The sequence below is a fragment of the Enterococcus sp. DIV0840 genome (assembly GCF_050527835.1).
In the GTDB taxonomy this organism is placed as follows: domain Bacteria; phylum Bacillota; class Bacilli; order Lactobacillales; family Enterococcaceae; genus Enterococcus_L; species Enterococcus_L ureasiticus.
In genome coordinates this window covers 1,146,493-1,170,798 of sequence record NZ_CP172876.1, presented here as the reverse complement: position 1 = coordinate 1,170,798, position 24,306 = coordinate 1,146,493, and the positions used below count along the sequence as shown (strand labels likewise).

Sequence of the window (24,306 nt, the reverse complement as noted above, 5' to 3'; positions counted from 1 at the left end):
ATTTAAGCTTTTCTATCTCCAATTACCGTTTCCACACTATATCGTGCCCACTTTGACACCTTTTCGATAAACTCAGATAATCCACGAGAATCAAAATGAGCCACAACAAGATAACACGCTTGACCACTTACCTTATAGAACTCATCAACTTCTTCAAATGCATTCACCGCTTTTTCCAATGTAGAAAACTGATTATTATTCATAAAAATACGAATAAACTGTTTTTCATTGTAATTCAAATTGATTGTATAATTTTTAATGATTCCTAACTCTTTTAAACGAATGATACGTTGGCCCACAGCTTGCCCTGTTAAATGGATTTTTTTACCGATTTCTTTATGCGATAACTTAGAATCTTTTTTCAATAACGTTAAAATCTTTTGATCCAACCAATCCATGTTCTATTTCCTTTCACTTTGAAAGTCTTTTACTGATTATTCTTTCATCATGTTCTGTTTCAATTTTCTTATTGCTATTATAATTTATTTTGTAAACTAAATCGAGGAGATGATGAAATGAAACAAGCATTATTGATTATTGATGTACAAAATGATTATTTTAAAGGTGGCAAAATGGAATTGTATTTGCCTACTGAAGCTTTAAAAATAATTCAACGCTTAGAAGCTTATTTTATTGAACAAAAATTACCGATTATCTATATTTAAAACGTCAATTATCAAAAAGGTGCAGAATTTTTTGAAGCAAACACGCAAGGAGTCAAATTACATCCGAATTTAAAAATCAAGGATAATTCTTTTGTAGTTGAAAAACAATTTCCAAACAGTTTTTTTAAAACAGAATTAAGTAATTTACTAAATGAAAATCACATTGAGCAACTAGTTATCACCGGTATGATGACCCATATGTGTGTCGACTCCACAACACGAGCAGCAGCTGAACTGGGCTTACATCCACTATTGATAACCGATACTACGGCTACTCGAGATCTCATCTTTAACGGAAAAAAAGTGAATGCAGAATCTATTCAAACAGCCTATCTATCTGCATTGACCAAATTTCCAACCGTAATGACAGCCTCAGACTATTTAAATTCGACACAAAAATAAAAATCCTTTTAAACAATTGTAAAGCAAATTCTTTCTTCCTTTTTACGTTCATATTATAATAAGAGAAATGAATAAGCTTTCACTCAATTACTGAAAGAAATGAGGATATAAAAATGAAAGATGTAAATGAATTTTTTGCAAGCATCAGCGAACCAGAACATCTAAAACGTGTAAAAGAGTTATTTGATTGGACTATGAAAACTTACCCACAGTTCAGTGTTGTAATCAAATGGAATCAACCTATGTTAACGGATCATGGTACTTTTATTATCGCATATAGCACTTCTAAAAAGCATCTTTCCATTGCACCAGAAACAATCGCAATAACAGCTTTTAGCGATGAAATCGAAAAATCCGGCTATCAGCACACCGATAACATCATCAAAATCACTTGGGATCAGCCAATCGATTATGCATTACTAAAAAAAATCATCGATTACAATGTGCAAGAAAAAATCGATTATACGAAATTTTGGCGGGAATAAGATAAATAATAGCCTCTTCATTCAAAAAAGTTTTATCGATGGGAAATTATTGAAGTGGTAATCTCTTTCTAAATCTATTATTATTTACACATAGAGAGTTACTTAATTATCTTCCCCAAAGATAAAATAAGAATTGATCCCATCTTAACCAAGATGGGATTTTTTTTATGTCAAAATTTCTCTCTAGTGTTTTGATTACGCCGAACAAAAGATTAAGAATTTCTTTAGCTACAAAATACTTGTTCTTATGATTCAAGGCTATTTTTTACTCTCTCAATTTATTTTTTACTATTTCTGAAAATTCCATTGACTATACTCATACCTTTAAGTTAAGATAATATTACAAAATTAAATAAAAAAAGGCGCCCTGCAGGAGGACAGCAAATCATCCCGCAGAGCCCTGTATTATAAGCACGAACTAATAATACAAGTTGCCTCCGTCAATAATTTATTGACTATTATCATTGTACTAAAAGTAAGAAAAGATTACTAGTCTTTTTTCGAATTCAATGATTTAGTTAAGACTTATTTAACGAACGCTTCATGGTATTAGTTGCTGACTAGTACCATTTTTTAGTTTTGTATTGATTATTAGATAATTAGAGCGAAAAACAAAATAAACAGGCACTCTATAAGAAGACAGCAAATCCTCTTACAGAGCCCTGTATCGTCAGCACGAACTGACAATACAAGTTGCCCAGTCAATGCGCATTGACTTATTCATTTTACCTAACTTTTGTAAGAAATACTAGTGTTTTTTTACAAAATTTTTGTAACTTGGATAGTTGATGATTATTCATTGAACTTTTGCACGGTATTGGTTAGTGACCAATGCCGTATTTTTTCGCTCTTTTTATAAATAGTAAACATTAAGTTCTCCTTTTCTCTTAACTAATTTCTTAGTGTTTACGAGCTAGTGTTGCTAGAATCAATTGTTCACCATACTTTTGTGCTCAGTCTAAAAAGGTTGCCAAATCAATGCGTATAAAAAAATGATTTGAAAAATAAACATGCAGACAAATAATTTCCTAGATCTACAAGACTGAATAACGAAAAGTAGCAATGATTTCTGATACACCAGTAATAGTTAGGATCTTTCTGGCGGAAGTTAGGTTCTAACGATCAAGTAAAAAAAGGCGGGTTTGCAGAGCCCACCTTTTCAAACAACTGTTTATCCAAAATGCTATTCCTTTTTGTAAACTACAAACCCAACCATTTTATCAACACTTGGGTAAGCAGTTGTTTGTTTTTTTTATAAGATTTGATTTGTCAAATTAAGCTAGACAATTGTCTTTCATTTACGTAACTCAAAAATACTTCTAATGGTGTTCGATAATTTAAAGATTTCCTTGGTATGTGATTTCTTTTAGAGGCGACAGCCGCAACAAAAGCTTGGTCAACTTGATTAAAATCCATTGTTTTAGGCAGCCCATCTTTACGTAATAACCCATTCGAATGCTCATTTAATCCGCGTTGTGAGGGGGTTCCAGGGTCTGCAAAATAGATAGAAATATCATTGACATTACTCATGTTTTTCCAATTTGAAAATTCTTTTCCACAATCAAAGGTCACGGATTTGAACAAATTTCTGGGAATCTTTTGTAGCCAATCAGTTGTCGCTTTTTCAATATCCAATGCTTTCCGACCATTTGGTTTTAATGTAATAATCACTTTTGAAAGGCGTTCAACTAGAGTGATGATGGCACTTTTATGATAAACGCCAACAATTGTGTCCCCTTCTAAATGCCGAAATTCCTGTTGGAAATCAGGGTAGTCAGTGGATCGTTCTGAAATATTGCGTTTAAATGCTTGCTTTCCGCGACGTTCTTTATGCCCGTTGGGCTTTCGTTTCCCTTTCATTGGTAGTTTTGAGCAATCAAATTGATTTGCTTTAAACTGACGATAAAGTGTTCTAACAGAGCATGAAATAGGAAACTCAGCTCGACCAATAATCACATCAGGTGTCCACCCTTGAGCCACCATAGTTTGAAGGTAATCATGCTGTTCTGTAGGCAAACTAATGGGTTGTCGACCACAACGCGTTTTATTTTCTTTATATTGTTGGTAATAGTCACAGATAGATTTTCCTTGTTTTAGGAAGTTGTAAACATTGTAGATTGTCTGTCTAGAACGATTTAAAGTCTTAGAAACCATCGTAACAGGTTGGCTCATATTGAAATAAGCTTCTATCATCACGAGTTCATTTGATGTAAGATGAGTATAGGTCATTTGTCTTCACTCCTTATAATTCTTTGGTCGGAACTATTTTGAGTGTAGCACAAATGACTTATTTAGTTGTCTAGCTTAATTTTACTATCGGCGAGACTAATTATATAACCTCTTCTATAAAGTGCTCAGGATAGTTATTCCAATATTCCATATAAACTCTTGTTTTATCACCATCAAGATTTAGTTGGTACATTCTAAATGTAACATTGATGTTTTTAGGTTGCCATTGTTCTTTGTATGAATAGTTGTATTCCATTCCAATTTTTTGCATGACTTTTCCGCTACCAATATTATGAATATCATGTGTAGCCGTAATATACGCCCAACCTTGTGCTTTCAAAAAATGGACCACTGCCTCACTGGCTTCTGTGATCAACCCTTTTCCCCAATAAGCTTTTTGTAACCCGTAGCCAAAATCATGACTTTCACTACCACTCACTGCAATATAACCAATCGGAAGAACATTCTCTTTAAGGCAGATTAAAAAATAGTAACCGTCATTTTTTTGATAGTTACAGTCAATAGTTTTTTTATAGAATTTCTTAGTATCTTCGAGGTCCTTCACAGGATACCATGGAAGATATTTATTTACATCTTCATCTGATAAAATTGTATATAACGCCTTTAAATCAGCTTCTGTTTCTTCTATTTTTCGAATGATCAATCTTTGTGTCTCTATCATGGTAGCTCTCCTAATATACATTTTTTTAGAGGACTCAATATAATTTGTGCTAATTTCTTGTCTGCATTTTTATGTTAGCATTGATACGATTTAGCCTTATGTCTTCTTTATAATAGTTTACGTAATAGACACTCATATAATCAAGTATTTTCTCAATAAGGAGGTTATTTTTCTTGATTAATGTTCGTTTGTCTCACAATGCCAATTCTTATAGGCTTGGTCATCACAAAAATAAGACCGAGCGAAAACGAAATAAACGTTTTGCTCAATCTTGCAATTTTAACGAAACTCTTTCAATTTCTTCTCATTCGGGACAACATGACTATCGTAATTTTTAATTTTGTATTGTAAGCGATCCAGTGCACTTTGCATGACATCGATCCGCTCTTGAAGTTCTTTCTCTTGTTCTTTAAGCAAATCTATTCGCGCAGGAATCGTTTTATCTCCTGACCTGAAAAGTGCCAAATATTCTATTAGAGCTTCTATAGAAAGTCCTGCGCTGCGCATTTGTCTACTAAAAATGATCCAACGAAGATCTTCATCTGTAAAATCACGAATCCCGCTCTCATTTCTTCTTACGGGTGGGATCAAACCTATTCGCTCGTAATAACGAATGGTATCTGCACTTACGTTCGTTTCTTTACTTGCTGTACTTATATTCATCGCTGTCTTCCCCTTTTCATTTTATTTTAGATTTTCTTTATATTTAGATTACCACTTAAAGTGAACTCCAAGTCAAGACGAATTTAATTATAATGATAATTTTTTTGTTTGACCTATTGTTGACTCTAAGTGGTAAAATAAACATAGTAATAACATGGGAGGGAATCTCGATGGCTTACAAAATTCATGAGTTTTCAAAAATGACTGGTCTTACGCCTTATACTCTACGTTTTTATGAAAAAGAAGGATTGATCACGGTGAAAAGAGATCAAAATAATATTCGGATTTATGATGACCGTAATAAAGAATGGATCGACTTTTTTATGCATTTGAAGAAGACTGGTATGACAATCGAAAACTTAAAGCAATACCTCGTTTGGTGGTATCAAGGAGAATCTACGAATCAAAACCGTTTAGACCTACTGCAACAACAAAAGCAATCTGCACTGAATGAAATAAAACACATTCAACAAGGTATCGATGTATTAGACCACAAAATAGAAGTTTATAAAAAAAGAGTGGCCAATAATAAAAATATTTAGACGTTAAAAAGCACATGATTTTGAGAATTCACAAAATCATGTGCTTTTTTGGTATAGCTATTCCCGAATAGGGATAGAAAAGCGAAAAGTTACTTCTTTCCCTTGAGTACTGCATGATACTTTTCCAGAATGATTTTCAATGATTTTTTTTACTAACGCTAACCCTAATCCGTTACCGATAATTTGATTGTTGATGCTCTGTCCACGATAAAATGGTTCAAAGATACGTTCTATTTCTTCTTCCTTAATTACTTGTCCACTATTTTCGACTTCAAATGTAATGTCCTTTTTAGTAGAAATAGTGGTAACTGTAACGGTAGAGTCCTCATCACCATATTTGACTGCATTTTCAACTAAATTTTTTAGTGCTACACTCAACATACTTTTATTGCCCTTAAACTGACTATCCTTTTGACTTTTATTTTCTAAATGGATTTTTCGATCTAAGGCTTGTAATGATACGTCAGCAAAAGCTTCATTAATCAAATAATCTGTACTGATAGTATCTGCTAACTGAAGAAGATTATCATTTGCAAGGACAAGCAGCTGTTCCAAAGTAATCGATAGTTTATCACAGCTAGATAAAATTGCCTCGGTCATTTTATTACTTTCTTCATCAGATTCTAAGTTCATCTGTAATAGTTGTGTGTAAGTAATAATCACAGCTAAAGGGGTTTTCAATTCATGAGCTGCATTGTTAACGAAGTTTTTTTGTTTAATAAAAGATTCATCTAATCTAGCGGTCATCTCATTATAACTCATACTTAGTGCTTGAACTTCTTTTGGTTGCTTTTGATCGACATCGATTTTTTTTCCGATATTTTCAGTGTCTAAACGGCTCATTGTTTTCTGAAGAGATACTAGAGAACCTAAGCTTCTGCCTACTAATTTATATGTGATAAACGTTCCTACAACAATCACTATAACCCAGACAAAAATAAGACTAGAGGAGAACGACATTCTGGCTTTAGCCAATGTCATGCCTAATTCACTGACTTCATCAGGTTTAACACTTGAATCAACTACAGCAGATTCAATTCGTGCCAAACGTTGAACAGAGAAATTTTTATTTGCACCTGACACGGAAAACAAAAGCATAATCAATGACATGCTAATCAAGAGTCCGCTAACTAACAACGTGATTTGCTTTTGTAAACTCATTATTCTTGCTCCCCTCTCTCCATGGGTTCAGTAGCCAAACGATAGCCTACACCTCTAAGTGTTTGAATCATTTCAGCAGCAACTGGATCGATATCTGCTACTTTTTTTCTTAATGAATACATATGATACTTAAACGTATTAGAAAATAAATCTACATCCCCATCCCAGACATGTTCCATCAATTTTTCCGCTGAGAAAACTTCTTCTGGGTTTTTGATTAGGTACTCTAAAATCCCAAATTCTTTTTTTGTTAATTTAACTGGAATATTTCCTACTTTAACAACTCGTTTTGTAGAATCAAGACTGATTGAGCCATAGATTATAACGGATTCTTCTAAACTAATCTTCTGTCTCAATAGATTTCGTATTCTAGCTTCTAATTCAAAAAAATCAAACGGTTTGGTTAAATAATCATTGGCACCCATATCTAAGCCTTTGATTTTATCTTCAACAAAATTTTTTGCTGAGAGAATTAGAATACGTATTTCTAAATCATGGGCTCAAACATTTTCTAAAATCTCCCAGCCACTCATATTAGGCAAAGACAAATCTAAAATGATCAAATCATATTCGGTTATTTCAATCATCTCAATGGCTTGAAACCCATCTGTTGCTTTATCAACTGCATACCCTTTTTTTCTTAGCCCCATACACAATCCATCGCCTAATAACACATCATCCTCAACAACAAGTAAACGCATTTCATAAACCTCCTCAAAAATCTCACTTATAGTAACAATAACATACTTTTTTTGTGAAACATTGAGAGGTTTATGAATAATGTATAACTTTTTATATTGAGTCTAAAAACGATACTAAGTAAAGCATCATTGCTTACGTTCTTTTTAAGGGTTGAAGGGTATTATCTTTTAAAACAAGACTAATATCCGCTTGTTTTGCAATATCTAGATCATGTGTAACCATGATCACACATTTTTTTTCAAGTATAGCAAGCTCCTTTAACATATCAATGATTCCTTTTGATGTCACCTGATCTAAATTTCCTGTTGGTTCATCAGCAAAAATAAGTGGAGAATCTGCTGATAATGCTCTGGCTACCGCAACTCTTTGTTGCTGACCACCGCTTAATTTCATTACATTTTTATGCATCAGCTCTTCAGTAATACCGACTGATTTTAGTTTATTTTTCACGTATTCATTGATGTTTTTAATGTGTCGGCTTTTAATTTCCATCCCCACCTTAACATTTTGAAAGGCCGTCATATAAGGAATCAAATTGTATGCTTGAAAAATAATTGAGGTGAATTTTTTCCGATAGTTGGTAATCCCCATATCATAGATATTTTTTCCTTGATAGCTAATACTGCCTTCAATAGGTCTTGTTAGTCCAGATGCAATCGATAATAAGGTCGTCTTACCTGCCCCAGAAGGTCCCATGATTGTATAAAAATTTCCTGCTTCGAACGTATAATTGATGTCATCCAAGACCTTGTATTCTTGGATTCCTTCTTTGTATGAGTATGTGATATCTTTGAGTTCTAAATTCATATTATCTATTTCTCCCTCTATTCTTTTTGGGCAAACAGGTCTTTAGGATCTGTTCTAGCGATGATGATACTTGGTACAAGTGTTGTAATAATAATTAGTAAGAAACCTAAGCTCGCTGCTTGTGAGATAACTATCTTGTTTACTTCAAGTTTCATCTTATCCACAGGTTCTATCGTTGCAGCTTCTTCTTGGCCGTATTCATCTTCTTGGGTGATAGGTCCTGCATCTTGAGCTTGTTTTGATAACATCATATTGGAAATACTTTGTCCTGTTGTTTCAACGATGGCTAATGATAACCCAAAGGAAATGATACCAATAAGTAAAATTTCTGACACTAGCTGCAGGATGATTCTCACTTTTGTTTCTCCTAATGAAAGCAAAATTCCTACTTCTTTTTTACGATCACGAATAGATAATAAAGATAAGAACGTTAAAATTAGTCCTCCAGCTACCACGATCACTTTAATCATGATTGAACTAAAGGCAGCCATTTTTTCAAGTGGCCCAATCATTTGCTCGTACTGTTCTGTATAAGCATCTAGTTTAAAGAAATTACTCTCAGTTGGCAGTTTCGTTTCTGCATCTTTTACAAAATCATCAACTTGTAAAGGGTCATTTAGATAAAAAGTTGCATCATCAATACTTGCTTGTTCACTGGTTTTTAAAAAGGTATTGAAATCGACATAAATTTTATTTTCAGGCTGAGCCATTTCATACATTCGTTCTAAAGCTGAAACTTCTTTTTCGCTCTTATAAATACCAATCACTTTATATTGTTGTTCTTTCTCTTCCCCATCCAATGAAAATCCTTTGATCTTGAATGTGTCGTCTAGTTTTAGTTGATTGTTTTTTGCGAACGTTTCCTCAACGACAGCAGAATTTGCTGGGGTTTTGTCTGTGATAGCTTCTCCTTCAATTAGTTTAGCATCACGATTTTTAAAATCAGCTGTTTTCAATAAATCATTCGTACCAAATAGTTTAAAAGCCGGCACTTCACGATTTGGATCGATTCCAGGCATACTTGGACTCATAGAATCAGTTCCTGCAGCTTCTTCAGGTTCAACAGATTTCAAACCACTTTTAGCAGCACTAGTTTCGCCTGTAATTAAGGTACTTTTTACTTGTGGCAAGTTACTAATCTGATCTACTGTTTCTTTCGAAAGCGGCGTTATACTTGATTTTCCACTGAGTATTGCTTCTTTAATTTTATCGTTATCTCTTTTCAAACGAACTTCAGCACCTAATTGTTTTCGTGCGTCTACTTTGCTTTTTTCTGCTGATTGTTGAATAGCAAAACCTGATAAAATCAATAAAAAGACGACCAAGAATAAGCCTAAAAATAAAGACGTTCGCCCCTTTCGTTGCCAAATACTGATAAGTGCTCTTTTAAAAAAACTCATATTGTTTCCTCCAATGTTTACTCTCTTTGTTTGTAAGCAAATGTATCTTAACAAATTTATGGTCAGATTTTGGTTAGATAATTTTTCAAGCAGAGAATATAGTTATTTGAAGTTCTAACACTTGACATTCGTTTTCAAGACACAACAAAAAAACTCTTTGATGACTAACATCAAAGAGTTTTTAAACATAAATAGTTGCTTAGTCGTTCATTTCATATTTACTAACTGAATTGCTCAACTTATTTATTATAGATTTTAGGACCTTTACGCATGTTTCTACGGTCATTTTTAGGCTTCTCCATTTTTTCAGAGCGGCCTCCACCTTGTTTTTTCTTGATTAATTCAAGCATTTTTTTCTTTGTATCCATTATTGCACCGCCTTTGTTAACAGAGTAACTGACTCGATATGAGTCGTTTGCGGGAAGTTATCCACTGGTTGGACTTCTTTTACTTCAAAGCCGCCTTCAACGAGTAGTGCAAGATCTCGTGCCAATGTTGCTGGATTACAGCTTACGTAAACAATTCGTTCAGGTTTTGTTTCGATCAACGTTTCTACTAAACTTGCTTCTAAGCCTTTACGTGGCGGGTCAACGATCACAACATCAGGTTTGATGTCATTTTCGATCATTCTTGGTAATGCTTCTTCCGCTAAGCCAGCTGTAAATGTTGCATTCGTGATATTGTTTAGTTTTGCATTGCTTTCAGCATTTTTCGCTGCTTCTTCGATTACTTCTACACCATAAACGTGTTTCGCATCTTTTGCTAATGTTAAACCGATCGTACCGATCCCACAATATGCATCTACAACGATTTCTTCACCAGTCAATGCTGCATATTCTTTCACTTTGTTGTACATTACTTCTGTTTGTTGCGGATTTACTTGGTAGAATGAACGAGAAGAGATTTCAAATTTCAAATCAAAAATCGTATCGATCATTTTATCTTCTCCATGTAAAAGAATCGTCTCATCTCCAAAAATCACGTTTGTCTTTTTAGAATTGACATTTTGCACGATGCTGACAACTTCAGGCAACGCTTCTAAAATATCAGGAATGATTTTACTTGTTGGGAATAATTTAGGTGTTCTAGTGATTAAGACTACCATCATTTCCCCAGTGTGATAACCACGACGAACGACGATATGGCGTAAGTTACCAGTGTTATCTGATTCGTTGTAAGGCTTGATGCTGTAACGTCTCATGATATCACGGATTTTGATAACTGCTTCATCGATTTTAGGATCTTGAATATAGAAATGTTCTAATGGAATTAGATCATGACTATTTTTTCTAAAGAAACCAGTTTGCAGTTTGTCATCGATTTTTCTTACTGGAATTTGCGCTTTGTTGCGGTACCCCCAGGGATTGTTCATGCCTAGTGCGTCCAATACTGGAACATCTGGTAATTTCGCTACACGCTGCATCACGTTTTTCACTTGGTCTGTTTTGAAAGTTAATTGAGCACCATAAGCTAAATGCTGTAATGGACTGATTCCAACTTTAGTAAAGTTTGCATCTTTAACTGGTACACGGTCTTCGCTTGATTTTAAGATAGTCAAAACTTTTCCGTAGCCGAAACTTTTACCGACCTTTAAGACTTTGATTTCGACTTTTTCACCTGGCAAAGCATTTTCTATAAAAAGTGGGTAGCCGTCAACTTTGGCAACACCCATTCCTTCATGTGTCAGATCAATAATATCAACTTCGATTGTTTCATTTTTGTTCACTGGAAAATTATTCATAAGTCGCTCCTTCTTTAATGCGCTTCTCTCATTCTAATGAAAAAATGCTAGAAAAGCAATAGAGAGATTGTTTCTACGGTTAAAAGAAGTAAAAAATCAATCTTTCTATTTAATCGATTTCCGCTAGTTTATTTTCAATTAGCTGGATCACTTGTTTTTTTGCTTCTTTACTTTCGATAAAATCGTACTTATCTCCATCAATTTGGATTTTAGGACTCTCATTATATTCTTCAAACCATTTTTTATAACGGCTATTCAATTCTTTATAATAATCATACAAAGCTGGATCTTGTTCTACTTGTTCATAAGGTCGACCTCGTCTTTGAATGCGTTCCAACATTTTAGGGAAGGATATTTTAATATGCACTAGTAGATCTGGACGCTTTTTATTTGCCGCAAAGGGTAGTTCTTGCAGCATATTTTCTAATAAAGAATCATACACTTTCACTTCAGTCTCATTCGCTCTTCCTAGGTCAGCATTTAAATGGAACAATAAAGAATCTTCATAGATAGAGCGATCCAATACATTGTTTTCATGAGAAAGTGCTTGTTTAATACTATCAAATCGTTTATTTAAAAAATAAATTTGTAGTAAAAATGCATATTTTTTAGGATCTGCATAAAATAAGGGCAACACTTCATTATCATCAACTGATTCATAAAATGCATCTGACCCTAAATGTTCTGAAATAATTTCTGTTAAACTAGATTTTCCTGCACCAATTGTGCCTGCTAAAACGATCACTGCCATCGAACTCCCTACCTATTAATCATTATTTTTTTTAATTTTTAACCAATGGATCATGCCGTAAATAGAATTGATCGTATACATGCAGTACATCACGAACAAGGCATAATCGCCACCTGCATGTGTGCCTGCTCTAAACCATAACATTATAGAAAATACATTCCCTAATAACCAAAAAACGAATTGCGACTGATATCTTTTGATCATCAGTAGCATTGCTGTTGCTGATACGCTGAATGTGATGGCATCTAGCATTTGCTGAGCATCATTGACGAATCCTAAAATAGAATAAGCAACAACACCGATTACCAGCCAAACGAACCCTGCATAGAGCCATTGAATGCCTTTCAAGGTTTTTACCTCTGTCACATTACCAGATCCATCTTCGCTGACTTTTAACCAGGTATACAGCCCTGTAATATCCATTACAATATAAAAACTCTGAAGTAGAACTTCAGCGTATATCCGTGTTTTAAACCCGAAATATCCTATGATTAGTGCACTTATAAAACCGAATATATAATTGCTGGCTTTTCCCTGGGCAATTAAGTTCACACAGATAATACCTGATAAACCACCTACTAATGTAACCCAACTAGATGGATTAATGGTGAATGCGACTAATTGCACAAAAATCATCATAAATAAAAAGAGATAATTCTTTCTATCCCAGCTTTTAAAATCATTTATAATAAAATTGAACCCCATATCAAACAAACCTTTCATTTCTCCTATTTATCATGTTCTGCAGAGATGACGACTCATTTAATTTAACTCTGTTTCAATCACAAGTCAATGAGAATTCTTATCAAAAAATTGATTATGAGACATATTTTATACAACATATTGTGTTTTTTAACTTTAACAATCTATATATTGTATATAGATTGTTTTTTCATTCTCCACTTAAATCTAGCAAAACAAAAAAAGAATCTAAGACAAATTTGCCTTAGACACTTTTTTTATTTTGAAAGATTAACCAATTTTCCCATTATTATCAATGTCTTCCTCAGTCAAACGTTCAACTTCTTTTACAAACTCTTTACTTGTTTCAAGATACTCGTCTTCCTCTTCATCGTAATCCTCTAAGACAGAGCCCATGATCGCATTAGACGGAATTGCATCTGCATTGGCAAACATTTCAATATGTTGGTGTAAATTCGTAAATTCCATTGGTGCATCACCGCCATACTCTCCATCTAAGTTAATCATCATACGACTATCCGGTTCAAGCGTTTCAGCATGTAAATGACTTGTTTTTGTATAGATTAATCGATTATCTTCAACGTGTTTACCACCGTTGAGCATCAATGCTGCCAAGTGTAAAATTTCAAACACATTAGCAGTTTTTACGATAATCAATGAAAATTTCCCATCATCAAGCTTTGCATCAGGGGCAATTTTTTCAAAGCCACCAACTGAGTTGGTCAGACCTAAGAAAAACATTGAAGCATTGCCTTCATAAACACCCTCATCATACTCCATCCGCATTTTGACTGGTTTCACCCGAGGCAACATTTCTGCACCTTTTGCTAAATAAGCCAAGTATCCGAAAATACTTTTAAGTTCTGACGGAACTTCATAGGTTAGCTCAGTTAAATGACCACCAGCCGCAATATTGATAAAATAACTATCTTTTGCTTTACCAATGTCCATTTTGACGGTTTGATTTTTTTTGATGACTTCAGCGGCTTTAACAATATTGTCTCTAGGAATTTTTAAGGCTCTTGCGTAATCATTGGTTGTTCCAGCAGGAATGATCGCCATAGACGGTCGTTTTTCTAGAGGAGCAATGCCATTAACGACTTCATTGATCGTTCCGTCACCGCCTGCCGCAACAATTAGGTCAAAACCCAATTCTGCAACTCGGCGTGCTTCATTCTTCGCGGAATTTTCATCTGGAGTTGTGGCAAAAGCACTTGCTTCATATCCGCATTCTTCCAAAACAGAAAGAATATCAGCTAGATTTTTTTTGACTAGCTCTTTACCTGAGGTTGGATTATAAATCACTCTTGCTTTTTTCATAATCATCTGCTGCTTTCTAGCGTTTTGCCAATTCTTCTTGTAACAATTTATTCACAATGCCTGGGTTGGCTTGGCCTTTCGTTGCTTTCATGATTTGACCCACTAAAAAGCCAACTGCACGGTCTTTGCCGTTTTTAAAATCATCTACTGATTGTTGGTTATTATCTAATACCTCATTGATGATCGGTAACAATTGTGATGGATCAGATAATTGAACTAAGCCTTTTGCTTCAACAACTTCTTTCGCATTACCACCATTTTCAATCAATTCTTTAAAGACTTTTTTAGCGATTTTAGAACTGATCGTACCATCTTCGATCAATGTGATCATTCCTGCTAAATTAGCAGGTGTTAATTTAGTATCTGGTAATTCGATTTTTTCACTATTTAAATAAGCTGAAACTTCACCCATCAACCAGTTAGATACTTGTTTTGCATCTGCACCTTCATTTAATGCTGCTTCAAAGAAATCAGACATTTCTTTTGTTAATGTCAGAACCATTGCATCGTATTCTGGCAAACCTAATTCTTTGATATAACGAGCACGTCGAGATGCCGGCATTTCCGGTAAGCTGTGACGAACTTGTTCAATCCACTCATCATCGATTGCAAAACGGGGAACATCAGGTTCTGGGAAGTAACGGTAGTCACTTGAACCTTCTTTAACACGCATCAATAATGTTTTGTTGGTCGTTTCATCAAAACGGCGTGTTTCTTGTTGGATTTCTCCGCCAGATAATAATACTTTCGCTTGACGTTTTTCTTCAAAAGCTAGACCTTTTTTTACAAAACTCATTGAGTTCAGGTTTTTAAGCTCTGCCTTTGTCCCAAATTCTTCTTGCCCATATGGACGTAAAGAAATATTGGCATCACAACGCATTGAGCCTTCTTCCATTTTCACATCTGAAACGCCTGTAAATAAGATGATCGAACGGATTGCTTCTAAATAAGCATAAGCTTCTTCTGGCGAACGCATATCCGCTTCTGAAACGATCTCAATCAAAGGCGTACCTTGACGGTTTAAATCGACATAAGAATAACCACCATCACCATGGATATTTTTCCCAGCGTCTTCTTCTAAATGCACACGTTCGATACGGATGCGTTTTGTTTTGCCTTCGACTTCAATATCGATCCAACCATCATGACCGATCGGTTGATCGAATTGAGAAATTTGGTAAGCTTTGGGATTATCTGGATAGAAATAGTTTTTACGGTCAAAATGCGTATCTTTTGAGATTTCACAATTTAACGCAAGCGCTGCTTTCATTCCAAATTCAAGTGCTTGTTTATTCATGACAGGTAATACGCCTGGGTAACCCCAGTCGATCACGTTTGTATTGCTATTCGGTTCTGCTCCAAAGTGAGCTGGGGCAGGTGAAAATATTTTAGAATTTGTTTTTAATTCTACGTGGACCTCAAGTCCGATGACAGTTTCAAAATTCATTAGTCATTCCCCCCTAAGATCACAGGTTTTTTCGTATGGAAATCAGTTGCTTGTTCAAACGCATACGCCGCTTTATACATCGTACTTTCATCGAAAGCTTTACCAATGATTTGTAAGCCGACTGGTAACCCTTCTGAGAATCCTGCTGGTATTGACATACCCGGTAATCCAGCTAAGTTGACTGGAATCGTTAATAAATCATTCATATACATTGTAATTGGATCATTGATATTTTCACCTAAACCAAAGGCAACAGTTGGTGAAGAAGGACCAATGATGATATCATATTTTTCAAAGACATTATCAAAGTCTTGTTTGATCAAGGTTCTAACTTGGCCAGCTTTTTTAAAGTGTGCATCATAATGCCCCGCGCTTAATGAGAATGTCCCAAGCATAATACGACGTTTCACTTCTAAACCAAATCCTTCAGAACGAGAATTTACATACACATCTTCAAGATTTTTGACGTTTTCAGAACGGTAGCCATAACGAATACCATCGAAACGTTGTAAGTTTGAGCTTGCTTCAGATGAAGCAATGATATAATACACAGCCACACCATATTTAGAATGTGGTAAGCTAACTTCTTCTACAGTTGCGCCTAACGCTTTAAATGTTTCTGCCGCTTTAAGCACAGCTTCACGAACACCAGCATCGACACCTTCACCTAGATATTCTTTAGGTAAAGCAACTTTCATGCCTTTGATGTCTCCTGTTAAACCAGCGGTAAAATCAGGAACTGAAATGCCAGCAGAAGTACCATCTTTTTCATCATAGCCACTGATTGCATTTAAAGCCAACGCGTTATCTTTAACATTTCTTGTCAATGGACCAATTTGATCTAAACTAGATGAAAATGCGATCAATCCAAAACGAGAAACACGTCCGTAAGTTGGTTTCATCCCAACGATTCCGTTAAATGATGCAGGTTGACGAATACTGCCACCTGTATCAGTTCCTAAAGAAACAGGTACTTGCCCCGCTGCTACAGCTGCGGCTGAACCACCAGAAGAACCTCCTGGAACCTTAGTATGATCCCAAGCATTCTTTGTTTTCTTGAAGTACGATGTTTCTGTACTTCCACCCATCGCAAATTCGTCCATGTTCAGTTTTCCAACAGGAATCATGTCTGCTTGATAGACTTTGTCCATAACGGTTCCATCATAAATAGGATTGAAGTTGTGCAACATTTTTGAAGCTGCTGTCGTTAAAATATCTTTGGTTACGATATTATCTTTGATCCCAATTGGAATACCTGCTAAAGGATTTGATTCAGTAATGCCTTTAAGATCGATTGCTTTTGCTAATTCTAAGGCTTTTTCATCAGTAATTGTAATAAATGAATCCACATCTTTTTCTGTCTCATTGATGCGGTTCAAGGTTGCATGTGTTAAATCAGTTGCAGTGATTTCTTTTGAAACAAGTAAATCATGCAATTCTGTTAATGACTTATCGTATAATTTTTCCATTATGCGCCAGCCTCCCCATTGTCGATAATTGCTGGCACTTTGATGTAGCCATTCTCTGATTCTGGTACGTTTTTCATTAACTCATTGCGATCCATACCAGGCGTTGCTACGTCTTCTCTCATTACATTGATCGATTGCGCAACGTTAGAGGTAAATGGAACACCTTCTGTATCTACTTCTTCTAATAATTCCACCATGTCGATGATTTTGCCTAATTGATCAGTAAAGTCTTTTAACTCCTCATTGGAAAAAGACAGTTTGGACAATTTGGCTACATGTTTTGCTTTTTCTTCACTGATTGCCATGGATACCCTTCTTTCCTTTAGAAAAACTCTCTCAAGAGTTCACTAGTTCATTTTTATACTGTTAAACGACGTTTTGCTTTAAAAAACAGCTTTTTTCTTATTCTATCATAAAATTCTAAGAATTTTTGAAAGAGATGGCAGAAAATAGTCTGAAAATGTAAAAAATAGCACCGAATATTCGATTTGTTTCATTTTTAAGCTATTCGTCTACTTCTTTTGTGTAGCTATTATCTAATGCGGTGACCATTTGCTGTTCATCCCACACCTCGACACCAAGCTCTTGTGCCTTTGTCAATTTACTCCCAGCTTCTTCACCAGCAACAACAATATCTGTTTTTTTCGAAACACTACCGGTTACTTTTCCGCCTAGATTTTCAATTTTTTCTTTTGCTTCTTCTCTATTGTAATGCGTAAGTTTTCCAGTTAAAACAACTGTTTTATCCTTGAATGGAGATTCCACAGCTTCTAATTGAGATGTGCGAATCCCTTTATACTCAAAATTCACACCAGCTCTGGTCAGTTCATCCATCAATTCGTGCACTTCTTCATTTTCAAAATAAGTCACTAAACTATCCGCGATGATCTCACCCATCGAATCTAATGCCACGACTTCTTCTTTGGTTGCTGTGCTGATTGCTCGTAGATCACCAAAATGTTCTGCTAAAACTTTGGCTGCTTTAGAACCTACATGACGAATCCCTAACCCAAAAATCAAGCGTTCAACAGAATTATCACGACTTGCGGCAATGGCTTGATAGATATTATTGGCAGATTTTTCTTTGATTTTTTCTAACGTCATCAATTGCTCTTGTGTTAAAAAGTAGAGATCAGCTACATCAGAAACTAGCTCTTTATCATACATTTGCTCTAATACGCGCGGGCCTAAACCATCAATGTTCATTGCGTTTCTAGAGACAAAATGATTTAATCCTTCTTTGATCTGAGCAGGACATTTTGGATTGATACAACGCAAGGCAACTTCTTCATCCAGATGAACTAATTCACTATTACAAATTGGACAATAGGTTGGAATTTCATAAGGTTGACTATTTTCATCCCGTTTTTCCGTCAATACCTGCGCTACTTCTGGAATAATATCGCCAGCTTTGTAAATAATCACCGTATCATTCAAACGAATATCTTTCATCGCAATGAAATCAGCGTTATGCAAACTTGCACGGCTAACAGTCGTACCTGCTACACGAACGGGCTGCATCACAGCTGTCGGCGTTACGACACCTGTACGGCCAATCGTCCATTCGATTTCTTCCACAATTGTTTGAGCTTCTTCTGGTGGAAATTTATACGCAATTGCCCAACGAGGCGCTTTGACAGTGAAACCTAATTCGTCTTGAATCGTGAATTCATTGGTCTTTATCACAATTCCATCGATTTCATAAGGTAATTCTGAGCGTTTTTCATGGTATTCTTCTATATATGCCCAAACTTCATCAATCGTTTGACATAGTTTTTTTTCAGGATTGGTTCTAAAACCAATTTCTGATAATTCATTTAGTGCATCGTACTGCGTTTGTGCCGTCATTGGTCCAAAATCAGCCACCGTGTATAGAAACGTGCTGAGATTTCTTTTGGCAACCATACTTGTATCTAATTGACGCAAACTGCCAGCTGCCGCATTTCTTGGGTTTGCAAAGACATCTTGTCCTGCTTCTTCTCGTTCTTTATTCAAGTTGACAAATGATTGTTTTGGCATATAACATTCGCCGCGGACTTCAACTGAAATTGGCTTTTTCAGCTCTAAAGGAATCGATTTAACTGTTTTTAAATTTTCCGTGATATTTTCACCAACAGTTCCATCCCCACGAGTCGCACCTTGAATAAATTTACCATTTTCATATTTTAACGAAATAGCTAATCCATCGATTTTTAGCTCACAGCAATAGCTGACAGGTTTTCCAGCTAATTTTTGGACACGTTCATCAAAATCGTAAATATCTTCTTTACTAAAACCATCATTTAAACTATACATCTGCACTTCATGTGTGACTTTTTCAAAGCCTTGTAAAATCTTCCCACCAACTCGTTGCGTTGGTGAATCAGAAGTGATCAAATCTGGATATTCGGTTTCTATGTCTGATAATTCTTTATACAAGCGATCATACACATAGTCTTCTACGGTCGGTTTGTCAGCAACGTAATATTCATGGGAATACTGATTTAATTGAGCTCGTAGTTCTTTTGCTTTGTCTGTTGCTTCGGCTAATGTTAACGGCGCTTGTGCCATGAATAATCCCTCCTAATATTAAAAGTGGAGCAAATCGGTTAATCCTGTAGAAAATTAGCTACTTAGCAGTGAAACGTTCTTTGTTTCACTGCTAAGTTATCTATTTTCATAAGGATTGATTTATCGCTTAAAAGCGTAGTGGGCTCGTCCAGCTTTGACAGAAAAATAGTAAAATATGAGGGTGGCGTTTTTTTGCCACAATCAGATTTCATATTTTTTCAATCGGAGCAAATGCTGCTAATAAGCGCTTGATGCCTTTTTCTGGGAAAGCAACATCTAATTCTAGATCTTTAGCAGTTCCGCCAACACGAACGACTGTACCTGTTCCCCACGCTTTATGTCTGACTTTATCTCCTGCTTGCCATGCCATTGATTCTCCACCGCTAGCAACTTTATCCGTTACTGGCTGTTTGGTAGGCTGCGCATAAGCGGGTTTAAACACTTTAGGTTCAAAGGTTCTAGCAGGTGCTTTGGGTGTTGCGATAGAACCTTGTAAATCTAATAGTTCTTCATCAATTTCATCTAAGAAACGACTTGGACGATTGTATTGCGTTCTTCCGTATAAAGTTCTAGAAAAAGCATTTGTGATAAATAAAATTTCCTCTGCTCGAGTAATTCCTACATAGGCTAAACGGCGTTCTTCTTCTAATTCACTTTCTTCTAACATCGCACGAGATAGTGGGAAGACTCCTTCTTCCATTCCAATCAAAAAGACAACTGGAAATTCAAGTCCTTTAGCCGCATGTAGTGTCATCAGTGTCACTTGGGATGTACTTTCTTCTAAATTATCTAGGTCTGAAACAAGCGCTAGATCATTTAGAAACACTGCTAATTTTTCATCCGGCGCATCTGCCTCTTCTTCATTTTGACGTTCATAACGTTTATCAAATTCTTGTGTAACCGTTAAAAACTCATCCAAGTTTTCTAAGCGAGCTTGAGATTCTAAATTATTTTGTCTGACTAATTCTTCACGGTAACCGCTACGTTCTAGAACTTCTTTCACTAATTCGGTAATCGTCAAATAAGGAATCATCTGTGTCAAATCTTGAATCATCATTCCAAAGCTACCTAACTCTTTACCCGCTTTACCTGAAATATTTGCTAGATCCACATTTTGTGAAGCTTCGAGTAATGACCAACCATGCATCTGAGAAAAACTTCTTAATTTCTCAACAGAGCTTTTACCGATCCCTCGTTTTGGTTCATTGACTACACGCTCGAAACTAAGTGAGTCCATGGGATTGGAAATGATATTTAAATAGCCTAAGATGTCCTTTATTTCTTTACGATCGTAGAATTTATGACCGCCGACCATCGTATAAGGAATATTGGATTTAAGCAACATTTCTTCCATTACCCGAGATTGGGCATTCGTCCGATATAAAACCGCAAAATCGCCATAGATACGGTCTTTTTCACGTATTTCTTTTTGGATCTGTCCTACGATAAACTGTGTTTCATCTCGTTCGTTATCACCGCGATAATAAACGATTTTTTCTCCATCAGTATTTTCTGTCCATAATTGTTTGTCTCGACGATTGCTATTGTTTTTGATTACATTGTTAGCTGCATCTAGAATTTTTTTGGTAGAACGATAATTTTGTTCTAGCATGATCACAGAAGCATCAGGATAATCTTTTTCAAAATCTAAGATATTTTGCATATCTGCTCCACGCCAACCGTAGATACTTTGGTCAGCATCACCCACGACACATAAATTTTTGAAACGTGCCGCCAACATATTGACTAAAGTGTACTGAGCATGGTTGGTATCTTGATACTCATCTACATGGATATAATGGAATTTATTTTGATAGTACGTTAATGAATCTGGATGCTCATTAAATAAACGAATCGTGTTCATGATCAAATCATCAAAGTCCATACACTGATTATTTCTTAATTCTTTTTGATACATCTTATAGCACTTTGCGACAACTTCTTCATAAGGTGTCCCTTGTAATTCCTCAACTTTTTTTGGTGTCTGCAACTCATTTTTGGCGTTACTGATCGTGCCTAGAATCGAGCGAGGATCGTATTTCTTTATATCGATGTTTAGTTCATTCAAAATTCGTTTCATCAACGTTCGCTGTTCAGAAGTATCAATGATCGTAAAATTACGATTATAGCCGATATGATCGACATCACGACGTAAAATTCGTACGCACATTGAGTGAAATGTCGAAACCCAAACATCATTTCCGCCAACTTCTAATAATTTTCCAACCCGCTCTCTCATTTCTTTTGCGGCTTTATTGGTAAATGTGATCGCTAAAATATTCCATGGGTTAACATCTTTTTCTTCAATTAAATAGGCAATACGGTGAGTCAAAACTCTTGTCTTCCCGCTACCTGCACCCGCCATAACTAATAAAGGCCCTTCAGTATGTAGAACGGCTTCTTTTTGTCTCGGATTCATACCTTGGATCAAGGCGTTTTCTTGTGCCATCATCAACGTCCTCTCTCTTTTTCAATCTTATACATTATACCAAATATAGGACAAAAATTCTTTAATAATGATGGAATTCTTGGAACAATATTTTCTTTTTGTGTGATGGTAATTCTAGTGACAAATCAACTTTACTTATTGTTTTTGTAGATTTTAGTAAAAATAAAAAACTCACTCGGTAAAGAGTGAGACTAATAACATAAACCAAAAAAAGACTAACGACAACATTTCAATCCACTCACTCAATAAAGAGTGAGACTGTGAAAAAGTAATAAACAACTTACATATCAACTATTTTCCACATTATTTCAGTCAAAAAATGTGAATTTGATGAGAGAAAAACCTATTCAACACCTTTTCTACCCCAAATTATGGTGCGGGTCCTCTAGTGTTTTCGTGTGCACTTAAGGTTCGCACCAATTTTACATATATTCTAGCTACAGAGTCACTACTCTTAGTATAATTATTCTTTCAATAAAAGTCACGCTCTAATCTACATATCACTCAGTAAAAGTAACGCGCACTCTCCTCCACTATGCGCCTTACATAGCCAAACCATCGATTCTTCTACTCAACTTCTCTACAATCTCTTCATTTACATAAACAGAAACTTCTCCGCCATTTACAGGAAATATGCCACCACCAGTTTCATCCAAAGTTACTTTTGCTTCATTGTTACCCAAAATATCAACAAATATTTTCCCTGCATGTACCGCACTGATCGTTATGTTTTTTTCTCCTGCTTGAGCATTGGTCATTACGACTGCGTAGCCTGATTTTTCTCGATCGAACGTCCCTGTTCTAATCCAACCAACCACATTAGGATCATCAAAATAATCCATTTCACTGCCGTAAGCTAGCTGTTCACGAATTTTTAATAGCAATTCTAAATCTTTTCCCACAGCGTCCACACCTTGAGAAGGTATTCCAAATAAATCTCCCCAAAAGACAACTGGTGTCCCGGCTTTTCGCAACAAAATCAATGCGTACGCATGCACTTTAAACCAACCATCTACCCACGACTCCAAGCTCTGTCCTTTTTGTGTATCATGATTATCAACAAATGTGACCGCCCATTCTGAGCGTTCTTTCGCCAATGTCTCTTCAAAAATATTCCGCATATCATAACGACCATCAGAGTTTGCCGCCTCATAAAAATGATAATGCAAAGGAACATCAAATAAAGAAATCAGGGCACCAGAACTATCGATATAATTCGTCAATTTCTCAAGTTCACCATTCCAATATTCACCAACTACAAATAAATCCTTACCTTTTTCTTTCCTTCTATTTAATAACCAGTCCACAAAATAATTAAACTGAATGTGTTTTACAGCATCTAAACGATAACCGTCAACATCCGTCAATTCTTGATACCACTGGCCCCACTTATTTAATTGATCAACGGTTTCGGGATACTCCATATCTAAGTTACAGCCCATTAAATAGTCATAATTACCATTTTCATTATCAACTTCTTCATCCCAACCTTTCCCGTCAAAGTTGAAAATCCCATGATCTTGCCTACGATCATCAAAATCAACACCAGAAAAATTTTTCCAAGTCCAACTATAATCATTATATTTATGATGTCTTCCTGGAAAAGTGAATTTCGTCCACGCTGAAATTTCCTCTTCACCACTAAGTGCTACGTTGCGATTATCCGATCGGTATTTTATAGCCGAAACATTCTCTTCCTCATCGGCTCCCATAAAATGGTCAAATACAATATCGCCATAAACTTCCATTCCAACTTCTTTTAACGCTTTGATACATTCTAAATACTCCTTTTTCGTACCATATTTAGTTGGAATCGTTCCTTTTTGTTCAAATTCTCCTAAATCGTATAAATCATAGGGTGCATAACCAACATCTTCCAAACCATTTGCTCCTTTATAGGCCGGTGGAAGCCAAACACCGCTAATCCCTTTTTTATGTAATTCTTCTGCTAATCCAGTCAAGCGTTGCCAGTGCTTACCATCAGCTGGTAAATACCATTCAAATCCTTGCAATATTGTACGATTATCCATACTTATCCCTCCGATTTTCCCTATCCTCATTAAGCCAAAGAACAAACATCTTTGTCAAATGATAGAATTCTGCTCCATTAATGCTTTGGATGATCGTTTTATTTTGAAA

Annotated in this window: 23 protein-coding genes and 1 pseudogene; 4 read left to right on the top strand and 20 right to left on the bottom strand. The window is 35.6% G+C overall.

The window, feature by feature from the left end:
* Window positions 1–2: 2 nt before the first annotated feature.
* Entirely contained in the window at window positions 3–398 is a 396-nt protein-coding gene (locus IGL98_RS05515; RefSeq protein WP_206913025.1) for an Lrp/AsnC family transcriptional regulator, read from the bottom strand.
* Between the two features lie 117 nt (window positions 399–515).
* Here IGL98_RS05515 and IGL98_RS05510 point away from each other — a divergent pair, with 117 nt between their 5' ends.
* The 3 genes and pseudogenes from IGL98_RS05510 to IGL98_RS05500 all read left to right on the top strand — a co-directional run bounded on the left by IGL98_RS05510 (window position 516) and on the right by IGL98_RS05500 (window position 1,552).
* Entirely contained in the window at window positions 516–665 is a 150-nt protein-coding gene (locus IGL98_RS05510; RefSeq protein ID WP_242590293.1) for a hypothetical protein, read from the top strand.
* A gap of 30 nt (window positions 666–695) precedes the next feature.
* Window positions 696–1,067, top strand: a pseudogene (locus IGL98_RS05505) (isochorismatase family protein); the annotation flags it as partial.
* Between the two features lie 113 nt (window positions 1,068–1,180).
* A complete protein-coding gene (locus IGL98_RS05500; protein WP_206913023.1) occupies window positions 1,181–1,552 on the top strand; it encodes an iron chaperone in 372 nt (123 codons plus the stop codon).
* A gap of 1,269 nt (window positions 1,553–2,821) precedes the next feature.
* Here the strand turns inward: IGL98_RS05500 and IGL98_RS05495 are convergent.
* The 3 genes from IGL98_RS05495 to IGL98_RS05485 form a co-directional block, all read right to left on the bottom strand.
* Window positions 2,822–3,781, bottom strand: coding sequence for an IS30 family transposase (locus tag IGL98_RS05495; protein ID WP_339099609.1), 960 nt, complete (start codon window positions 3,779–3,781; stop codon window positions 2,822–2,824).
* Between the two features lie 100 nt (window positions 3,782–3,881).
* Window positions 3,882–4,463: a GNAT family N-acetyltransferase gene (locus tag IGL98_RS05490; RefSeq protein ID WP_206843809.1), complete on the bottom strand. Its 582-nt coding sequence runs from the start codon at window positions 4,461–4,463 to the stop codon at window positions 3,882–3,884.
* A gap of 279 nt (window positions 4,464–4,742) precedes the next feature.
* Window positions 4,743–5,126 (bottom strand): MerR family transcriptional regulator, encoded by a 384-nt coding sequence (locus IGL98_RS05485; protein ID WP_206843807.1) that lies wholly within the window; start codon window positions 5,124–5,126, stop codon window positions 4,743–4,745.
* Between the two features lie 170 nt (window positions 5,127–5,296).
* Here IGL98_RS05485 and IGL98_RS05480 point away from each other — a divergent pair, with 170 nt between their 5' ends.
* Complete coding sequence (locus IGL98_RS05480; protein WP_206843806.1) at window positions 5,297–5,668, top strand: MerR family transcriptional regulator; 372 nt, start codon at window positions 5,297–5,299, stop codon at window positions 5,666–5,668.
* Between the two features lie 57 nt (window positions 5,669–5,725).
* Here the strand turns inward: IGL98_RS05480 and IGL98_RS05475 are convergent, their stop codons facing one another.
* The 16 genes from IGL98_RS05475 to IGL98_RS05400 form a co-directional block, all read right to left on the bottom strand.
* Window positions 5,726–6,829, bottom strand: a complete 1,104-nt coding sequence (locus tag IGL98_RS05475) for a sensor histidine kinase (RefSeq protein WP_206843804.1) — start codon at window positions 6,827–6,829, stop codon at window positions 5,726–5,728.
* Window positions 6,829–7,254, bottom strand: a complete 426-nt coding sequence (locus tag IGL98_RS05470; protein ID WP_242590239.1) for a response regulator transcription factor — start codon at window positions 7,252–7,254, stop codon at window positions 6,829–6,831. The genes IGL98_RS05475 and IGL98_RS05470 overlap by 1 nt, the downstream gene beginning before the upstream one ends.
* Before the next feature lie 75 nt (window positions 7,255–7,329).
* Window positions 7,330–7,530 (bottom strand): response regulator, encoded by a 201-nt coding sequence (locus IGL98_RS05465; RefSeq protein ID WP_242590240.1) that lies wholly within the window; start codon window positions 7,528–7,530, stop codon window positions 7,330–7,332.
* 133 nt (window positions 7,531–7,663) lie between these two features.
* Window positions 7,664–8,338, bottom strand: coding sequence for an ABC transporter ATP-binding protein (locus tag IGL98_RS05460; RefSeq protein WP_206912384.1), 675 nt, complete (start codon window positions 8,336–8,338; stop codon window positions 7,664–7,666).
* A 17-nt stretch (window positions 8,339–8,355) separates the two neighbouring features.
* Window positions 8,356–9,738, bottom strand: coding sequence for an ABC transporter permease (locus IGL98_RS05455; RefSeq protein ID WP_206912385.1), 1,383 nt, complete (start codon window positions 9,736–9,738; stop codon window positions 8,356–8,358).
* Window positions 9,739–9,977: 239 nt separating this feature from the next.
* On the bottom strand, window positions 9,978–10,106 hold the full coding sequence (locus tag IGL98_RS05450; RefSeq protein ID WP_010760640.1) for a hypothetical protein: 129 nt from the start codon (window positions 10,104–10,106) through the stop codon (window positions 9,978–9,980).
* On the bottom strand, window positions 10,106–11,479 hold the full coding sequence (gene rlmD, locus IGL98_RS05445; RefSeq protein WP_206843799.1) for a 23S rRNA (uracil(1939)-C(5))-methyltransferase RlmD: 1,374 nt from the start codon (window positions 11,477–11,479) through the stop codon (window positions 10,106–10,108). The genes IGL98_RS05450 and rlmD overlap by 1 nt, the downstream gene beginning before the upstream one ends.
* Window positions 11,480–11,588: 109 nt before the next feature.
* Entirely contained in the window at window positions 11,589–12,230 is a 642-nt protein-coding gene (locus IGL98_RS05440; RefSeq protein ID WP_242590241.1) for a deoxynucleoside kinase, read from the bottom strand.
* Between the two features lie 15 nt (window positions 12,231–12,245).
* A complete protein-coding gene (gene pnuC / locus IGL98_RS05435; protein ID WP_242590243.1) occupies window positions 12,246–12,935 on the bottom strand; it encodes a nicotinamide riboside transporter PnuC in 690 nt (229 codons plus the stop codon).
* A gap of 267 nt (window positions 12,936–13,202) precedes the next feature.
* On the bottom strand, window positions 13,203–14,252 hold the full coding sequence (locus IGL98_RS05430) for a diacylglycerol kinase (RefSeq protein ID WP_069645566.1): 1,050 nt from the start codon (window positions 14,250–14,252) through the stop codon (window positions 13,203–13,205).
* A gap of 16 nt (window positions 14,253–14,268) precedes the next feature.
* Window positions 14,269–15,699, bottom strand: coding sequence for an Asp-tRNA(Asn)/Glu-tRNA(Gln) amidotransferase subunit GatB (gene gatB, locus IGL98_RS05425; RefSeq protein WP_069645332.1), 1,431 nt, complete (start codon window positions 15,697–15,699; stop codon window positions 14,269–14,271).
* Window positions 15,699–17,168: an Asp-tRNA(Asn)/Glu-tRNA(Gln) amidotransferase subunit GatA gene (gene gatA, locus IGL98_RS05420; protein WP_206912387.1), complete on the bottom strand. Its 1,470-nt coding sequence runs from the start codon at window positions 17,166–17,168 to the stop codon at window positions 15,699–15,701. Before gatA ends, gatB begins: the two co-directional genes overlap by 1 nt.
* The gene (gatC, locus tag IGL98_RS05415) at window positions 17,168–17,473 is read right to left on the bottom strand and encodes an Asp-tRNA(Asn)/Glu-tRNA(Gln) amidotransferase subunit GatC (protein ID WP_025872678.1); all 306 of its coding nucleotides are present in this window, start codon (window positions 17,471–17,473) and stop codon (window positions 17,168–17,170) included. The genes gatA and gatC overlap by 1 nt, the downstream gene beginning before the upstream one ends.
* Window positions 17,474–17,672: 199 nt before the next feature.
* Window positions 17,673–19,718, bottom strand: coding sequence for an NAD-dependent DNA ligase LigA (ligA, locus tag IGL98_RS05410; protein WP_206912389.1), 2,046 nt, complete (start codon window positions 19,716–19,718; stop codon window positions 17,673–17,675).
* A 208-nt stretch (window positions 19,719–19,926) separates the two neighbouring features.
* Window positions 19,927–22,167 carry a DNA helicase PcrA gene (gene pcrA / locus IGL98_RS05405; RefSeq protein ID WP_206912402.1) on the bottom strand — a complete coding sequence of 747 codons (2,241 nt, stop codon included), beginning with the start codon at window positions 22,165–22,167 and terminating at the stop codon, window positions 19,927–19,929.
* A 542-nt stretch (window positions 22,168–22,709) separates the two neighbouring features.
* Window positions 22,710–24,197: an alpha-amylase gene (locus IGL98_RS05400; protein WP_206912392.1), complete on the bottom strand. Its 1,488-nt coding sequence runs from the start codon at window positions 24,195–24,197 to the stop codon at window positions 22,710–22,712.
* Window positions 24,198–24,306 lie beyond the last annotated feature (109 nt).

Bases quoted from the DNA above. Each gene is read 5' to 3' on its own strand.
- IGL98_RS05515 (WP_206913025.1), bottom strand. From the start codon at position 398: ATGGATTGGTTGGATCAAAAGATTTTAACGTTATTGAAAAAAGATTCT.
- IGL98_RS05510 (WP_242590293.1), top strand. From the start codon at position 516: ATGAAACAAGCATTATTGATTATTGATGTACAAAATGATTATTTTAAA.
- IGL98_RS05500 (WP_206913023.1), top strand. From the start codon at position 1,181: ATGAAAGATGTAAATGAATTTTTTGCAAGCATCAGCGAACCAGAACAT.
- IGL98_RS05495 (WP_339099609.1), bottom strand. From the start codon at position 3,781: ATGACCTATACTCATCTTACATCAAATGAACTCGTGATGATAGAAGCT.
- IGL98_RS05490 (WP_206843809.1), bottom strand. From the start codon at position 4,463: ATGATAGAGACACAAAGATTGATCATTCGAAAAATAGAAGAAACAGAA.
- IGL98_RS05485 (WP_206843807.1), bottom strand. From the start codon at position 5,126: ATGAATATAAGTACAGCAAGTAAAGAAACGAACGTAAGTGCAGATACC.
- IGL98_RS05480 (WP_206843806.1), top strand. From the start codon at position 5,297: ATGGCTTACAAAATTCATGAGTTTTCAAAAATGACTGGTCTTACGCCT.
- IGL98_RS05475 (WP_206843804.1), bottom strand. From the start codon at position 6,829: ATGAGTTTACAAAAGCAAATCACGTTGTTAGTTAGCGGACTCTTGATT.
- IGL98_RS05470 (WP_242590239.1), bottom strand. From the start codon at position 7,254: ATGGGTGCCAATGATTATTTAACCAAACCGTTTGATTTTTTTGAATTA.
- IGL98_RS05465 (WP_242590240.1), bottom strand. From the start codon at position 7,530: ATGCGTTTACTTGTTGTTGAGGATGATGTGTTATTAGGCGATGGATTG.
- IGL98_RS05460 (WP_206912384.1), bottom strand. From the start codon at position 8,338: ATGAATTTAGAACTCAAAGATATCACATACTCATACAAAGAAGGAATC.
- IGL98_RS05455 (WP_206912385.1), bottom strand. From the start codon at position 9,738: ATGAGTTTTTTTAAAAGAGCACTTATCAGTATTTGGCAACGAAAGGGG.
- IGL98_RS05450 (WP_010760640.1), bottom strand. From the start codon at position 10,106: ATGGATACAAAGAAAAAAATGCTTGAATTAATCAAGAAAAAACAAGGT.
- rlmD (WP_206843799.1), bottom strand. From the start codon at position 11,479: ATGAATAATTTTCCAGTGAACAAAAATGAAACAATCGAAGTTGATATT.
- IGL98_RS05440 (WP_242590241.1), bottom strand. From the start codon at position 12,230: ATGGCAGTGATCGTTTTAGCAGGCACAATTGGTGCAGGAAAATCTAGT.
- pnuC (WP_242590243.1), bottom strand. From the start codon at position 12,935: ATGGGGTTCAATTTTATTATAAATGATTTTAAAAGCTGGGATAGAAAG.
- IGL98_RS05430 (WP_069645566.1), bottom strand. From the start codon at position 14,252: ATGAAAAAAGCAAGAGTGATTTATAATCCAACCTCAGGTAAAGAGCTA.
- gatB (WP_069645332.1), bottom strand. From the start codon at position 15,699: ATGAATTTTGAAACTGTCATCGGACTTGAGGTCCACGTAGAATTAAAA.
- gatA (WP_206912387.1), bottom strand. From the start codon at position 17,168: ATGGAAAAATTATACGATAAGTCATTAACAGAATTGCATGATTTACTT.
- gatC (WP_025872678.1), bottom strand. From the start codon at position 17,473: ATGGCAATCAGTGAAGAAAAAGCAAAACATGTAGCCAAATTGTCCAAA.
- ligA (WP_206912389.1), bottom strand. From the start codon at position 19,718: ATGGCACAAGCGCCGTTAACATTAGCCGAAGCAACAGACAAAGCAAAA.
- pcrA (WP_206912402.1), bottom strand. From the start codon at position 22,167: ATGGCACAAGAAAACGCCTTGATCCAAGGTATGAATCCGAGACAAAAA.
- IGL98_RS05400 (WP_206912392.1), bottom strand. From the start codon at position 24,197: ATGGATAATCGTACAATATTGCAAGGATTTGAATGGTATTTACCAGCT.